The sequence below is a fragment of the Halomonas alkalicola genome (assembly GCF_030704205.1).
In the GTDB taxonomy this organism is placed as follows: domain Bacteria; phylum Pseudomonadota; class Gammaproteobacteria; order Pseudomonadales; family Halomonadaceae; genus Halomonas; species Halomonas alkalicola.
Genome location: NZ_CP131913.1, coordinates 3266565 through 3280380, shown reverse-complemented (window position 1 = coordinate 3280380; position 13816 = coordinate 3266565). Strand labels below are relative to the sequence as shown.

The 13816-nt window shown below is 69.2% G+C and carries 15 protein-coding genes; 6 read left to right on the top strand and 9 right to left on the bottom strand.

All coding sequences use genetic code 11. The features are described from left to right. The gene (locus tag B6N23_RS15415; protein WP_119020594.1) at positions 1–639 is read left to right on the top strand and encodes a DsbA family oxidoreductase; all 639 of its coding nucleotides are present in this window, start codon (positions 1–3) and stop codon (positions 637–639) included. Positions 640–660: 21 nt separating this feature from the next. On the opposite strand, the gene B6N23_RS15410 is transcribed toward B6N23_RS15415, so the two are convergent. From B6N23_RS15410 to B6N23_RS15400, 3 genes are all read right to left on the bottom strand, one after another. Beyond that, on the bottom strand, positions 661–1149 hold the full coding sequence (locus tag B6N23_RS15410; RefSeq protein ID WP_119020599.1) for an Hsp20/alpha crystallin family protein: 489 nt from the start codon (positions 1147–1149) through the stop codon (positions 661–663). A gap of 173 nt (positions 1150–1322) precedes the next feature. Further along, positions 1323–2081 (bottom strand): VIT1/CCC1 transporter family protein, encoded by a 759-nt coding sequence (locus tag B6N23_RS15405; protein WP_119020600.1) that lies wholly within the window; start codon positions 2079–2081, stop codon positions 1323–1325. Between the two features lie 47 nt (positions 2082–2128). Beyond that, a complete protein-coding gene (locus tag B6N23_RS15400; protein ID WP_305500467.1) occupies positions 2129–2659 on the bottom strand; it encodes a hypothetical protein in 531 nt (176 codons plus the stop codon). A gap of 160 nt (positions 2660–2819) precedes the next feature. Here B6N23_RS15400 and B6N23_RS15395 point away from each other — a divergent pair, with 160 nt between their 5' ends. Then, positions 2820–4085, top strand: coding sequence for a M20/M25/M40 family metallo-hydrolase (locus B6N23_RS15395; protein WP_305500464.1), 1266 nt, complete (start codon positions 2820–2822; stop codon positions 4083–4085). A 208-nt stretch (positions 4086–4293) separates the two neighbouring features. After that, the gene (locus tag B6N23_RS15390) at positions 4294–4542 is read left to right on the top strand and encodes a hypothetical protein (RefSeq protein ID WP_305500462.1); all 249 of its coding nucleotides are present in this window, start codon (positions 4294–4296) and stop codon (positions 4540–4542) included. Positions 4543–4657: 115 nt separating this feature from the next. Here the strand turns inward: B6N23_RS15390 and B6N23_RS15385 are convergent, their stop codons facing one another. After that, positions 4658–5563: a ribose-phosphate diphosphokinase gene (locus B6N23_RS15385; RefSeq protein ID WP_305500460.1), complete on the bottom strand. Its 906-nt coding sequence runs from the start codon at positions 5561–5563 to the stop codon at positions 4658–4660. A 1-nt stretch (position 5564) separates the two neighbouring features. Then, positions 5565–7142, bottom strand: a complete 1578-nt coding sequence (locus tag B6N23_RS15380; protein WP_305500459.1) for a thymidine phosphorylase family protein — start codon at positions 7140–7142, stop codon at positions 5565–5567. A 180-nt stretch (positions 7143–7322) separates the two neighbouring features. Between B6N23_RS15380 and B6N23_RS15375 the strand changes: the two genes are divergently transcribed. Continuing rightward, positions 7323–8258 carry a 2-dehydropantoate 2-reductase gene (locus B6N23_RS15375; protein WP_305500457.1) on the top strand — a complete coding sequence of 312 codons (936 nt, stop codon included), beginning with the start codon at positions 7323–7325 and terminating at the stop codon, positions 8256–8258. Between the two features lie 12 nt (positions 8259–8270). Here the strand turns inward: B6N23_RS15375 and B6N23_RS15370 are convergent, their stop codons facing one another. Both B6N23_RS15370 and B6N23_RS15365 read right to left on the bottom strand, forming a co-directional pair. After that, positions 8271–8642: a thiol-disulfide oxidoreductase DCC family protein gene (locus B6N23_RS15370; RefSeq protein WP_302139065.1), complete on the bottom strand. Its 372-nt coding sequence runs from the start codon at positions 8640–8642 to the stop codon at positions 8271–8273. 7 nt (positions 8643–8649) lie between these two features. Continuing rightward, positions 8650–9129: a YbhB/YbcL family Raf kinase inhibitor-like protein gene (locus B6N23_RS15365; RefSeq protein ID WP_302139066.1), complete on the bottom strand. Its 480-nt coding sequence runs from the start codon at positions 9127–9129 to the stop codon at positions 8650–8652. 69 nt (positions 9130–9198) lie between these two features. On the opposite strand from B6N23_RS15365, the gene B6N23_RS15360 reads away from it, so the two are divergent. Continuing rightward, positions 9199–9663: a flavodoxin family protein gene (locus tag B6N23_RS15360; RefSeq protein ID WP_302139067.1), complete on the top strand. Its 465-nt coding sequence runs from the start codon at positions 9199–9201 to the stop codon at positions 9661–9663. 79 nt (positions 9664–9742) lie between these two features. Here B6N23_RS15360 and fadA read toward each other — a convergent pair whose 3' ends face one another. Together fadA and fadB are read right to left on the bottom strand one after the other, a co-directional pair. Further along, positions 9743–10921: an acetyl-CoA C-acyltransferase FadA gene (gene fadA, locus B6N23_RS15355; RefSeq protein WP_305500453.1), complete on the bottom strand. Its 1179-nt coding sequence runs from the start codon at positions 10919–10921 to the stop codon at positions 9743–9745. A gap of 31 nt (positions 10922–10952) precedes the next feature. Next, the gene (gene fadB / locus B6N23_RS15350) at positions 10953–13130 is read right to left on the bottom strand and encodes a fatty acid oxidation complex subunit alpha FadB (protein ID WP_305500451.1); all 2178 of its coding nucleotides are present in this window, start codon (positions 13128–13130) and stop codon (positions 10953–10955) included. Positions 13131–13335: 205 nt separating this feature from the next. On the opposite strand from fadB, the gene B6N23_RS15345 reads away from it, so the two are divergent. Beyond that, positions 13336–13791 (top strand): DUF2914 domain-containing protein, encoded by a 456-nt coding sequence (locus B6N23_RS15345; RefSeq protein WP_369424694.1) that lies wholly within the window; start codon positions 13336–13338, stop codon positions 13789–13791. Positions 13792–13816: the final 25 nt, after the last annotated feature.

The following is a 13816-nucleotide window of genomic DNA, read 5'->3' as shown; positions in this document are numbered from 1 at the left end:
ATGACCCAGCCGCGCATCACGCTCGACGTCTTCAGCGACTATGTGTGTCCCTTCTGCTACCTGGAGATGCCGGAGCTCGACGCCCTGGCCGAGCGCTTCGGGGGGAAGGTGACGATCCGCTGGCGCGCCTTCGAGCTGCGTCCCGCCCCCGAGCCGACCCTCGACCCGGACGGCGACTACCTGCATGACATCTGGGGACGGGCCGTCTACCCCATGGCGACCGAACGCGGCATGACCCTGCGGCTGCCGCGGATTCAGCCGCGCTCACGGCTGGCCCACGAGGCGGCCGCCTGGGCCGAGGCACAGGCGGCCGATCACCCCGGGGCGGGCGACGCCATGCGCAGGGCGCTGTTCCGCGGTTTCTTCGAGGCGAGCCTGGACCTGGCCGACCCCCAGGCCCTCGCCCGGCTGGCCGAGACCCTGGCGCTGGACGGCAGCGCCCTGCACCAGGCGCTGGAGCAGGGTACTTATCACCAGGCGGTGATGGACGACCAACGCACCGCCCGCGACCTCGGCATCCAGGGCGTGCCGGCGCTGCGCTTCAGCCTGGACGGCGAACACGCCGGCGTGCTCGAGGGCGCCCAGCCCCGCCGCCAGCTGTTCCTGGCCACGCAGCGGCTGCTCGACGCCCTGGGGTAGCCCGGAGAGGCCCCCGGAGGATCACTTCACCTCGATCTTGCGCCGGCTGGCCCGTTTCAGCTTCGGAAGGGTCAGCTCGAGGATGCCGTTCTTGAAGCTCGCCTCGCCCCCCTCCGTGTCGATATCGCCGGGTAGCGTCACGGTGCGCGAGAAGGAGCCGCTGGAGATCTCGGAGCGGAAGTATTCCCCCTCCTCCTCCTTGTGCTCCTGGCGGTGCTCGCCCTTGATGGTCACGCTATGGTCGCTGACCGATACCTCGAGATCCTCGCGCTCGAAGCCGGGGACCTCTGCACGCACCAGCACCTCGGCGTCGCGTTCGATGACATCGACCCTGGGCATCCCCTTCTCGAAGGCGGCAAAACGCTCCCACAGCGGGTGATCGCGGCGCAGCATCGGCATCCAGCCCCGATCGAAGACACTGTCGAAGAAACGATCAAACTCGTGGAAGGGACTGACTCCCCGAGATTCCGACTGGACGGCGGGGGAGACTTCCTTCGGCTTCTTGGCCATGGTGGCGCTCTCCTGGTTCCTGGAAAGACATGCTGAGACAAGGCCGGGCCCGACGCCCAAGCCGGTAATGCCCGAGCGGCGTATGCCGCACCAGATAGCGTAGACCAGCGCCGACGCTTCGCCTTGATACAGCTCAATAGCCGACGATGCCCGCCTGGCACGCCGCGTCCGCGTCACACCCCGATGCCGAACAGCGCCTGGGCGAGATGTCCGGTGAGGAAGGCCAGCCCCGCCGCCGCACCGCCCATCATCAGGGTACGCAGTCCGGAGGCGAACACCGGCTGGTGATAGATCAGGCTCTTGCCCATGCCGATCAGGAAGAACATCAACGCCGCCAGCCCCAGGCTCGCCAGGAACTGCCGGGTGATGGACAGCCCCGGCAGGGCGTAGGGCAGCAGCGGCACGGCACCGATCACCAGGAAGGCCGTGAAGGTCACCAGGGCCGAGCGCAGCGGGCTCAGCCCCTCGGTCTGCAGGCCATGCTCCTCGTGCAGCATGGTCTCCACCCAGACCTCCCGGTCAGCGCAGATAGTGTCCACCACCCGCTCCAGGGTCTCGCCCTCGAAGCCCTTGCGCCGGAAGATCTGACGGATCTCCTCGCGCTCGCCCTCGGGCACCACCTCGATATGGCGGTGCTCGTCATCGCGCACCCCATCGACATGTTCCCGTTGGGCCTTGATCGCCTCGTAGTTGCTGATGGCCATGCTGAAGCCATCCGCCAGCAGGTTGGCCAATCCCAGCACCAGGGCCACCGTGGCCGAGAAGCCCGCGCCGAAGGCACCCGACACCACCGCGAAGGTAGTCACGCAACCATCGATGCCACCGAGGATCGCATCGGGCAGGTTCCGGCCCCGGGTCGGCTGGCGCAGCCGGCGTCGGATCGCCTCAGGCCGGTGCGACGCCTCGAGGGACTGGCGGTCCTGACGCTGCATGCTCACCTCCTGGCAGTCTGGGCAACTCGGGTTCGGCGCCTGGCGGACTACTCCCAGCGCCAGCCCTGTCGCTGCCACCAGGCCCGGGCCAGGGCGAGATTCTCGGCGTTGTGGCGCGGGTCCAGCACGCTGCCAAGTTCGAGGGTATCGCCGCCGGTGGCGGCCATCAGCGACGGGTCCTGGGAAGCCAGCATCAGCGCATAGAGCGCCAGCATCAGCTCGTACTCGTCCGAGGACTCGAGCCGCGCGGCCAGCAGGGGAATGGCCGGCTCGCCGATCTGCCCCAGCCGCTCCGCCGCGATATACCAGGGCCGCGGATGCTCCTCCCCGCCGTAGGTGGCAACGAAACGGCGGTCCGGCAGGCGGCTGATATAGTAGTGGGCCTCATCCTCCACCCCGCTGAAGAGTGGCGGGAGCCAGTCGCGCTCCTCGACACCGACACCGGGCACTGCCGCCACCGGGGGCGGCGCCGGCTCAACCGTGGGGCGCTCGGCGGGTGCCGGCGGCGCGCCGGCGCAGCCTGCCAGCAGCAGGGCGGCCAGTCCGAGGGGTAACAGCGGCGACATCCTTGACGACATCTCTGGCTCTCCTTCTCATGCATAAGCGGTTGAGGACAATGCGCAGCATAATAGCCCGACCGATGGCAGGCGTGACAGCCCTTCAGGCGTGGACAGACCGCCGCCGCATCGGGGTGGTAAGCTCCGGGACGATGATCTCACCCCGAAGAGAGAGAACACGATGAGCGATACCCCCTGGACAGAGCCCATGCCCGAGCCACAGTTCGAGCTGATGCGACGCCTCCTCGCGGCGCCAAGCCCCGTGGGCCTGGAGGCCGCCATGACCTACGGCGTGCTCAAGCCCCACTTCGAAAGCTTCGCTCCGGCGAGTTGGCAGCTGCACCAGTTCAAGGGCCATGCCGGCGTGGTGCTGGACACCCACCCGGGCCGCGACGACCTGTTCAAGGTGATGGTGATCGGGCACGCCGACAAGATCCGCATGCAGGTGCGCTCCATCGGCGAGGACGGCAAGATCTGGATCAACACCGACGCCTTCCTGCCCAACGTGCTGATCGGCCACGAGGTCACGCTATTCAGCGAGGATCCCCAGGCCCCCGGTCGCTACCGGCGCATCGAGGGCGGTACCGTGGAGGCGCTGGGCGCCATCCACTTCTCCGACCCGGCCCAGCGCGACGGCAGCAAGGGCATCAAGAAGGAGCAGATCTACCTGGACCTGCAGATCCACGGAGAGAACAAGAAGCAGCAGGTGGTGAACCTGGGCGTGCGTCCCGGCGACTCGATCCTCTTCAACCGCCCCATTCGCCACGGCTTCAGTCCGGACACCTTCTACGGCGCCTACCTGGACAACGGCCTGGGCTGCTTCGTCACCGCCGAGGTGGCACGACTGGTCGCCGAGGCGGGAGGCACCGAGCAGGTGCGGGTGATGTTCGCCATCGCCAGCTACGAGGAGATCGGCCGCTTCGGCAGCCGCGTACTGGCCGGCGAGCTCCGTCCCGACGCCATCATCGCCGTGGACGTGAACCATGACTACGTGGCGGCCCCGGGCATCGGCGACCGTCGCATGCAGCCGCTGGAGATGGGCAAGGGGTTCACGCTGTCGGTGGGCGCCATCGCCAGCGAGCAGCTCAACCGGATCATCGAGACCACCGCCCGGGAGCACGGCATCCCCATGCAGCGGGACATCGTCGGCGCCGATACCGGCACCGACGGCATGGCCGGCGTGCTGGCCGCCGTGGACTGCGTGGCCACCTCCATCGGCTTCCCGATCCGCAACATGCACACCATCTCCGAGACGGGCAACACCCGCGATGTGATGGCGGCGATCCACGCCATCACCTTGAGCCTCCAGGCGCTGGACGCCCTGCCCGACCCCCATCGGGAGTTCCTCGACAACCACCCACGCCTGGACCAGGCCGGTGCGCTGGGCCACCAGGGGGCCGACAAGCCCGAGTCCGACGCAGAGAAGGCGGGCGCCGGCACCCGATAGCCGGCAGGCGCAGGACGCGCCAGGGCCCCGGGGCATGCGCTGCACGGCACGGCGCCGGGGCCACTTCGTTATCGGCATTCCTCATGCCGGCCAGGAATGATGTCGTGGGCGCATGGGCCGTGACACAACGGAATCCGGATTCGCTTACGAGGCCTGCGGCGAATGGCTACCATGCCCGCATATCCACACACCAGCCCATGTGAGCGCCATGAAATCCTTCCTCGTCGACGTCTTCGCCATCCACTCTCGCGGCCAGGAGATGCACCTTGGCGGCGGCCTCTTCCATGCCGCCAGCGCCATCGAGGCCGAGGCCATGGCCACCGAGGAGTTCTGGGCCGCCGATCTCGCCGACCGCGGCTTCGAGATCGGCTTTCGCACCGACACGCCGGAGCGTGGCCAGCAGGTGATGTCCCTGGAGCGCCTTCGGGCCGCTACCGCCGGCGCCCTCTACGCCTGACGGCAGCCGAGCCACTCCCCCGCCCGGGTGACCGGACGAGCATACGCAGCGGGGCACGAGAGAGACTCTCGTGCCCCGCTGGCGTTGTAGCGCCCTCGTTATCGCTGTCGCCCGGCTACGGCCGCGAGCCCAGCACCCCGGCCAGCGCCTCGGCCAGCACCGGCGCCATGGCGATGGCGTTGCTGTCATGGGTAATGCAGTCGGTGCTCCACACCTCCCCCACGCCCGCCTCGCGGATCACCGCCAGGGCATCGCCGGCGAACAGCGCATGGGTCAGCGCCACGTCCACCGAGGCCGCTCCGGCGGCCTTGAGCGCCTCGGCGGCTCGGGCCACGGTATGCCCGGAGCTCGCCACGTCATCCATCAGCACCACCGCCCGCCCCGCCACCGGGGTGTCGGGCAGGTGGATCTCAACGTCGCGGTCGCCGCGGCGCACCTTGCGGCAGGTGGCATGGTCGAGGCCGGTCAGCCCCGCGGCCTGGGCCACCCACTGCAGTGCCTCCTCGTCGGGCCCCAGCAGCAGCGCCCCGGGGCGCTTCTCGGCGATCAGCTCGGCCAGCCGCGGCGCCCCGGAGAGCGCTATGGCATGCGCGATGGGGATCGCCTGGTCGAGCCGCTCGATGCGGTGCAGGTGCGGATCCACGGTGATCACCGCGTCGACGAGCTCCGCCAGAAAGCCGCCGACGATGGTCTGGCTGACGATCTCGCCGGGGTGGAAGGCGATGTCCTGACGCATGTAGGCCAGGTAGGGCGCCACCAGGACCAGGCGGGTCACCCCCTGACGGCGGGCGTGGCGCGCCAGCAGCAGCAGCTCGACCAGCTTGTCGTTGGGCCGGTCCAGGCTGCGGTAGAGCACCAGGGTCTCGGGAAACGCCTGCGCCTCGGCGAAGGGCAACGTGAGCCGCAGCTCCGCGTCAGGGAAACAGTGGCGCTCCACCTCGCGAGCCGCCAGGCCGCAGGCCTCGGCCAGGCGTCGCGCCGGGGCGGCCTCATCGGTGAAATGCAGCAGGGCAGCGTCCATGTCACATCTCCACGTTGAGGCGGGTCAGCTGGTCGCGATGGCCCAGGGTAAAGCCACTGTCGCGCTCGCTGGAGCGGTGGGCCAGCGCCAGCTCGTTGCGGAAGGCGGCATAGACGGTATAGAGCCGCTGCCCCGCCCTGACCTCGTCGCCGATGCGTACCGCCAGGTCGACCCCCGCACCGGTCGCCTTGGGCGCACCGGCCAGCCGCGCGATGCGCGCCAGCTTGAGGTTGTCGATGGCGATCACCACGCCGTCCTCGGGGGCCACCACCTCGAAGGCGTGGGGCGCCAGGGGCGGGCTGTCCGGATCGAAGGGCCTGGCGCCCTGGGCCGCGATGATCGCCTGCATCCGCTCCAGCGCACGGCCGGAGTCGAGGATGTCCCGGGCGATGCCGAAACCGTCGCCACCGCGCACGTCGGGGTCGAATTCGAGCATGCGCCCGGCCAGGCGCAGCGCCTTCTGGCGCAGGTCCATGGGGGCCTCCGGGTGGTTGCTAAGCACCCGCATCACGTCGCGGGCCTCCAGCACCGGGCCGATGCCGGCGCCGATGGGCTGGCTGCCATCGGTGATCACCACGTCCAGGGGCAGCCCCATGCGCGCCGCGACGAATTCGAAGAGCTTGCGCAGGCGCCGCGCCTCGGGCATCGAGCGCACCTTGGCGTGGGGGCCTACCGGGATATCGAGCAGCAGGTGGGTGGAGCCGGCGGCCACCTTCTTGGAGAGGATCGAGGCGACCATCTGGCCGGGGGAGTCGATGGAGAGCGGCCGCTCCACGGAGATCAGCACGTCGTCGGCCGGGGAGAGCTGGCTGGTACCGCCCCAGGCCAGGCAGCCGCGGTGGGTGCGCACGATCTTCTCGAGCTCATCGAAGGGCAGGTCGACGTTGGCCAGCACCTCCATGGTGTCGGCGGTCCCCGCCGGCGAGGTGATGGCCCGGGACGAGGTCTTCGGACAGAGCAGGCCGTGGGCAGCGACGATGGGCACCACCAGCATGGAGGTACGGTTGCCGGGGATGCCGCCGATGCAGTGCTTGTCCACCACCGGGTGCTCGTGCCAGTCGAGGCGACGCCCCACCCGGCACATGGCGTCGCTCAGGTAGTAGATCTCCTCGCGGTCCATCTCCCCCAGGTCGCAGGCCACCACGAAGGCGGTCAGCTCGATCTTGGAGTAGCGCAGCTCGGCGATGTCCTGGACGATGGCCCGGAAGTCCTCGCGGGTCAGCCGCTCGCCGTTGATCTTGCGGTGCAGCGCCGGGATCGAGGCCGGCGGCTCGGCCTGGGAGACGCTCACCGGCTGCCCCTCCTTCACGTTCAGGGCGGCGAAGGCGTCCTCCGAGAGGCCGAGCTGCTGACAGTCGACGATGGCCGGGTCATCCACCACGTTGAGGCTGGCCAGGATGCGCTGGCCGTTGGCGCGCACCTCCACCTTGGAGAGCGCCTGGAAGCCCTCGGCGCGATAGAGATCGCAGTCGCGATGCAGGTAGGCGACGTTCTCGCGGTAGGTGTCGATGCCCACGCGCTTGAGCGTGAGGGGGGAGAGGACATCATCGAGGACGGCCTGGGTCTTGGATCGTGTCATGGGCTCTTCCATGCGGCGTGGCCGACCGGCGCCTGGGCCTCCTGCCACGCGGACTCGAGATGGCCCCATCCTAGCAGCCGCCCCGGGGAGCGTCACCGGCGCAAGGCCAAGGTCGCGATGTGAGACCCGCGATTCGGGTGTAGGCTGTCAGTCGGTCCAGGCAATCACGAGGGAGAGACAATGCGATTGGCGATCATGGGCAGCGGCGGCGTGGGCGGCTACTTCGGTGCACGCCTGGCCGAGGCCGGACACGACGTGACCTTCATCGCTCGGGGCGAGCACCTTGCCGAGATGCAACGCCATGGCCTGCGGGTCGAAAGCATCGAGGGCGACCTGCACCTGGCCCAGGTGAAGGTCAGCGACGCCCCGAGCCGAGTGGGCGCCGTCGATGCGGTCCTCGTGGCCGTGAAGTCCTGGCAGGTGGCCGAGGCGGCGCGGGCGATCCGGCCGATGATCGGCCCGGACACCTTCGTGGTGCCGCTGGAGAACGGCGTGGAGGCCGCCGACACCCTCGCCGGCATCCTCGGCCAGGCCCATGTGCTGGACGGCCTCTGCGGCATCCTCGCCTGGCGCGAGGCCCCCGGGCATATCCGCCACGCCGGCGTCTCACCCTTCGTGCGCTTCGGCGAACGCGACAACCGCCGCAGCAAGCGCGCCCTGCGCCTCAAGGCCGCCTTCGACCAGGCCCGGGGCGTCACCGCCGAGATCCCCGATGACATCCAGGTGGCAGTGTGGAGCAAGTTCCTGTTCATCTGCGCCATGAGCGGTATCGGCAGCGTGACCCGGGCCCCCATCGGGGTGACCCGTACGTTGCCCGAGACCCGCACGATGATCGAGCAGCTGCTGGCCGAGATCGAGGCGGTGGCCCGCGCCAGGGACGTGGCGCTGCCGGCGGATGCCGCGGCCCCCGCCCTGCACTTCATCGACGCCCTGCCCGAGGCGAGCACCGCCTCCATGCAGCGCGACATCATGGCCGGCCTCCCTTCGGAGCTTGAATCCCAGAACGGCGCCGTGGTGCGCCTCGGGCGCGAGGCCGGCGTGGCCACACCGGTCAACGCCATGGTCCACGCCGCCCTGCTCCCCCAGGAAAGAGCTGCCCGGCACATCACCGGGTGATCGACCAGCGGCTCAGGGCAGGCGCCCCTCCCGGGTCAGCCGCCGCCGCACCCAGCCATCGTAGAGCTTGCGCAGCATCGGCTTGAGCCCGGGCAGGCCGATCAGCCAGGCCAGGGGCTTGAGCCGCGGCACCCTGCGCATCAGCAAGATGTAGGCGTCGATGCCCTCCCGAAGGGTCCCGTCGGCCTCCTCCACATGCAGCGAGAGCAGCGCCGCCTGGGGGTCAACGCCCTTGTCGCGCAGCGTCTGCTGGTGTTCGGTCACATCGCACCAGCGCACGCTCTCCCCCAGCTCGCCGGCCCAGCGCTCGTAGCGGGCGCGATCGCGCCGGCAGCCGGGGCAGAGCCCGTCGTAGTAGACCCGAAGCGGGGCCAGCGGGGGCACCCTCGCCTCAGCCGCGTTGATAGATGCCCACCAGGCGGTTCATGCCCAGCAGGTGGGGCTCAACCTTGACCAGCAGATCGTGGATCTTGAGCCCCTCGGGCAGGTCGTCGGTGGGCTTGTCCAGGGCCAGCAGCCAGAAGTAGTAGCGGTGCGCCCCATGCCCCTCCGGCGGCATGGGGCCGCCGTAGCCGAGCTTGCCGAAGTCGTTCTTGCCCCGAGTGCCGACGCGGGTCGCCTCCTCCAGGCTGGTGACGGAGGCCGGGATGTTGTAGAGCACCCAGTGCACGAAGCCATAGGTGCCGTTCTGCACCAGCGGCGCGTCCGGGTCGTGGCAGATCAGCGCAAAACCCCTGGTGCCTTCGGGCGCCCCCTGCCAGACCAGCGCCGGTGAGATGTCGTCTCCCTCGCCGGTGTGCCTGGCGGGAATGGCGCCGCCGTCTTCGAAGACGGGGCTGGTGAGTCGCAGGGTCGACAGGGCAAAGGCCATCGGTGATCCTCCTTGGATAAACCGGGTAAGTGCCGGTTCAGCGTGGGAAACAACGAAGGAGCTGTCAACATGCCCAGGCGCCTGCTGATCGTCACACATGCCCCCTCTCCCAACACCCGGGCCCTGGCGGAGGCGGCCGAGCGCGGCGCCCGCCACCCCGAGATCGAGGGCGTCGAGGTGGTGGTCAAGGCACCGCTCGACACAGGCCCGGACGACGTCCGCGCCTGCGACGCCATCCTGCTCGGCACCACCGAGAACCTCGGCTATATGGCGGGGCTGACCAAGGACTTCTTCGACCGCTGCTACTACCCGGTGCTGGAGGATAAGCAGGGACTGCCCTGTGCGCTCTATGTGCGCGCAGGGCACGACGGCACCGGCACCCGCCGCGCCGTGGAGGGCATCGTCACCGGGCTGCGCTGGCGCTGGGCACAGGAACCGCTGATCCTGCGCGGCGAGTGGCAGGCGGGCTTCGCCGACCAGGTGGAGGAGCTCGCCATGGCCATGGCCGCGGGGCTCGAGGCGGGCATCCTGTAGCCTGTCACCCCACGTGGCCCACAACGACAGCGGCAGCGCCCGAGGGCGCCGCCGCTGTCTGTCGGATGGCCGTAAGCGCCTACTTCAGGCGCTCGAACACCGTGGCCACGCCCTGGCCCATGCCGATGCACATGGTGGCAAGCCCCAGGGTGGTGTCGCGCTGCTGCATCACGTTGAGCAGGGTGGTGCAGATCCGTGAGCCCGAGCAGCCCAGCGGGTGGCCGAGTGCGATGGCCCCGCCGTTGAGATTGACCTTGTCCTCCATGGCGTCGAGCAGGCCAAGGTCCTTGAGCACCGGCAGGCCCTGGGCAGCGAAGGCCTCGTTGAGTTCCACGGTCTGGATGTCATCGGTGGTGAGGCCGGCGGCCTTGAGCGCCTTCTTCGAGGCCGGCACCGGGCCGTAGCCCATGATGGAGGCGTCACAGCCCGCCACGCCGGTGGAGAGCACCCGGGCGATGGGCTCGAGGCCCAGGGCCTGGGCCCGCTCATAGCTCATCACCGCCATGGCGGAGGCGCCTACGGAGAGCGCCGAGGAGGTGCCGGCGGTGACGGTACCGCCTCTCGGGTCGAAGACCGGCTTGAGCTCGGCCATCTTCTCGAGGCTGGCATCGGCGCGAATCACCTCGTCGCGCTTGAACAGGATCCTGAAGCCGCGCTCGTCGTGGCCCTCGACGCCGATGATCTCGTTGTCGAAGTAGCCCTTCTCCATGGCGGCCTGGGCGCGCTGGTGGGAGCGCACGCCGAACTTGTCCTGGTCTTCCCGGGAGATGCCGTGCATCTTGCCCAGGAGCTCTGCGGTCAGGCCCATCATCATCGCCGCCTTGGCGGCATGCTTGCTGGCCGCGGGGTTGACGTCGACGCCATGAGCCATCGGCACGTGCTCCATATGCTCCACGCCGCCGATGACGTAGAAGTCACCCATGCCCGCCTTGATGTTGGCGGCGGCGATATGCAGCGCGGTCATGGAGGAGCCGCACAGGCGGTTGACGGTCTGGGCCGGCACGCTGCGCGGAATCCCGGTCATGATCGCCGCGTTGCGAGCGATATTCATGGACTGCTCGAGGGTCTGGTTGACGCAGCCCCAGATCACGTCGTCGACTTCGCTGGGGTCGAGGCCGGCGTTGCGGGTAAACAGCGCCTGCATCACCGCGGCGGAGAGGTTCTCGGCGCGCACGTGGCGGAAGGCGCCGTTCTTGGCCTTGGCCATGGCGGTGCGTACGCCGTCGACCACCACGATATCTCTCGGGTTCAAGCTCATCGTTCTGTTACTCCTGTTCGTGGTGGTGGGCTCAGGCCTGGGCCGGGGCGGCATAGAAGGTCTCGCCGGCAGCGGCCATCTCGCGCAGCTTCTCGGTGGGGGCGTAGAGCGGCCCCAGCTCCTCGGCGAGGCCATCGGCCAGCTTGACGAAGGCCGCCACGCCCATGGCGTCGACATAGCGCAGCGCACCGCCACGGAACGGAGGGAAGCCGATACCGTAGATCAGCGCCATGTCCGCCTCGGCGGGCGTGCCGACGATGCCGTCCTCCAGGCAGCGCACGGTCTCCAGGCAGAGCGGCACCATCATGCGACTGATGATCTCCTCGTCGGAGAACTCGCGGCTCTCCTTCGCCACGCTCTTGACCAGGGCGATGGCGGCCTCGTCGCTGACCTTCTTCGGCTTGCCCTTGCGGTCCTCCTCGTAGGCGTAGAAGCCCCTGTCGTTCTTCTGGCCCAGACGGTCGTTCTCGAACATCGCCTGGATGGCGCTCTTCTCGCCATTGCCGCCCAGGCTGCCCATCCGCTCCGGGAAGCCCTCGGCCATCACCTCGCCGGCGTGCACGGCGGTGTCCATGCCCACCACGTCGAGCAGGTAGGCGGGACCCATGGGCCAGCCGAACTTCTCCATGACCTTGTCGACCCGCTGGAAGTCGGCGCCCTGCGCCATCAGCTGGCTGAAGCCGCCGAAGTAGGGGAAGAGCACGCGGTTGACCAGAAAGCCCGGGCAGTCGTTGACCACGATGGGGGTCTTGCCCATGGCGCGGGCGTAGGCCACGGTGGCCGCCACGGCAGCGTCAGAGGTCTTCTCGCCGCGGATCACCTCCACCAGCGGCATGCGGTGCACCGGGTTGAAGAAGTGCATGCCGCAGAAGTTTTCGGGACGCTTGAGGCTCGAAGCCAGGCGGGTGATGGAGATGGTGGAGGTGTTGGAGGCCAGGATGGTCTCCTCGCCCACCAGTCCCTCGACCTCGGTCAGCACCGCCCCCTTGACCTTGGGGTTCTCGACCACCGCCTCGACCACCAGGTCGACGCTGCCGAAGTCACCATAGGTCAGCGTCGGGCGGATGTTGGCCAGCTTCTCCGCCATCTGCTCGGGGGTCAGCTTCTTGCGCTCCACCTGCTTGGTGAAGAGCTTGCGTGCCTCCTTGAGCCCCAGCTGGATCGCCTCCTCCTTGATGTCCTTCATCAGGATCGGGGTGCCCTTGGAGGCGCTCTGGTAGGCGATGCCGCCGCCCATGATGCCGGCGCCGAGCACGGCGGCCTGCTTGACCGGGCGCGCCTGCTTCTCGAACTGGCCGCCCTTCTTCTTGACCACCTGGTCGCTCATGAAGAGGCCGACCAGGTTGAAGGCCACCTCGGTCATGGCCAGCTTGGCGAAGGCCTTGGCCTCGATGGCCTGGGCCCGAGCGCGCTCCTCCCCGGCCCCCTTCTGGATCACCTTGATCGCTTCGACGGGCGCCGGGTAGTGGGGGCCCGCCTTGCCGGCCACGTAGCCCTTGGCGGTCTCGAAGGCCATCATCTGCTCGATGGGCCCGAGCCTGAGCGGCTGCATCTTCTCCTCGCGGCGCGCGCGGTAGTCCAGCTCGCCGGCGTTGGCCCGGGCGAGAATGTCCAGCGCGGCAGCCTCGAGCTGCTCACCCGGCACCACGGCATCCACGGCCCCCACCTTGAGAGCGGCATCGGCCCGGTTCTGGGTGCCACCGGCGATCCACTCGATGGCGTTGTCGGCGCCGATCAGGCGCGGCAGGCGCACGCAGCCGCCCCACCCGGGCAGGATGCCGAGCTTGGTCTCGGGCAGGCCGATCTGGGCCTTGTCGCCCATCACCCGGAAGTCGGTGGTCAGGAGCACTTCGCAGCCGCCGCCCAGGGCCAGACCGTTGATGGCGGTAACGGTGGGAAAGGGGAGGTCCTCGATGGCATTGAAGATGCCGTGAACCCGGTGCAGCATCGACTCGAGGAACTCGCCGCCCTTGCCGAACATGGCCTGGAACTCGGTGATGTCGGCACCGACGATGAAGGCTTCCTTGGCGCTGGCCAGCACCAGTCCGGCCAGGCCGCTCTCGGCCTGAATGGCCTTGACCGCCTGCTCCAGCTCGGCGATCACCGCGCTGGAGAGCTTGTTGACCGACTCGCCCTGCAGGTCGAAGGTGAGCGTGGCGATATCGTCGCCGCCGCGCGTCACCGTGATGGCATTGCCCTGATAGATCATCCGCGAATCTCCCGATTTCATACGGCCGTTTGAATGCGCACAGCTTGGGTCACGAAAGCCGGCGCGTCAACCCCCCCGTCGCCGATGCCTCGACGCCCCTCTCATCACCCCCGGGTGCTAGGCTTCACGATGACACCCCACAGGGTAGCCGCGCGCCATGCCCCCATCCTCCCCCCCGCCTGACCAGCGACCGGAGGCACCCCGAGTGAGCCAGCTGCAGGCGCGCATCGAGGCGCTGGCCGGAAGCGGGCTCTACGCCTATACGGCGATCCGCGCGCCGCGCGGGCTCAGGGAGGAGGTGTTCCATGTCTGGCGGCAGGAGGGGCAGGAGGTCGATCGCATCGCGCTGACCATCGAGGGCGGCCGGGAGGCGGGCTATCGGGCCTGGAGCCGCAAGCAGAACTTCCCGGACGACCCCGCGGGTCGCTGGCGGATCGACGTGATGACCGACAGCGGTCAGCGCATCGGGGTCATACGCTTCCGGGTGACCGATGACGGGGAGGCCAGCCTGGCCGACGGGCGGGAGCTGCTGAGCGGCGTGCAGGGGCTGGGCCTGCGTCGCCTGGTGCCGGGGCGGCATGACGACGGCCCGGCGGCGGAGCCGACGGCAGACCAGGGCGACACCCCCGCCGGGGCGAATGGCGGCGCCAGGGAAGAGTGACGGGAGGCGTGAAATGATAAGCCCG

Excerpts from the sequence above, each read along its gene's own strand:
- B6N23_RS15395 (WP_305500464.1), top strand. The coding sequence starts at position 2,820 with ATGAGCGATACCCCCTGGACAGAGCCCATGCCCGAGCCACAGTTCGAG.
- B6N23_RS15415 (WP_119020594.1), top strand. The coding sequence starts at position 1 with ATGACCCAGCCGCGCATCACGCTCGACGTCTTCAGCGACTATGTGTGT.
- B6N23_RS15400 (WP_305500467.1), bottom strand. The coding sequence starts at position 2,659 with ATGTCGTCAAGGATGTCGCCGCTGTTACCCCTCGGACTGGCCGCCCTG.
- B6N23_RS15390 (WP_305500462.1), top strand. The coding sequence starts at position 4,294 with ATGAAATCCTTCCTCGTCGACGTCTTCGCCATCCACTCTCGCGGCCAG.
- B6N23_RS15360 (WP_302139067.1), top strand. The coding sequence starts at position 9,199 with ATGCCCAGGCGCCTGCTGATCGTCACACATGCCCCCTCTCCCAACACC.
- fadB (WP_305500451.1), bottom strand. The coding sequence starts at position 13,130 with ATGATCTATCAGGGCAATGCCATCACGGTGACGCGCGGCGGCGACGAT.
- B6N23_RS15410 (WP_119020599.1), bottom strand. The coding sequence starts at position 1,149 with ATGGCCAAGAAGCCGAAGGAAGTCTCCCCCGCCGTCCAGTCGGAATCT.
- B6N23_RS15380 (WP_305500459.1), bottom strand. The coding sequence starts at position 7,142 with ATGACACGATCCAAGACCCAGGCCGTCCTCGATGATGTCCTCTCCCCC.
- B6N23_RS15375 (WP_305500457.1), top strand. The coding sequence starts at position 7,323 with ATGCGATTGGCGATCATGGGCAGCGGCGGCGTGGGCGGCTACTTCGGT.
- B6N23_RS15365 (WP_302139066.1), bottom strand. The coding sequence starts at position 9,129 with ATGGCCTTTGCCCTGTCGACCCTGCGACTCACCAGCCCCGTCTTCGAA.
- B6N23_RS15405 (WP_119020600.1), bottom strand. The coding sequence starts at position 2,081 with ATGCAGCGTCAGGACCGCCAGTCCCTCGAGGCGTCGCACCGGCCTGAG.
- fadA (WP_305500453.1), bottom strand. The coding sequence starts at position 10,921 with ATGAGCTTGAACCCGAGAGATATCGTGGTGGTCGACGGCGTACGCACC.
- B6N23_RS15385 (WP_305500460.1), bottom strand. The coding sequence starts at position 5,563 with ATGGACGCTGCCCTGCTGCATTTCACCGATGAGGCCGCCCCGGCGCGA.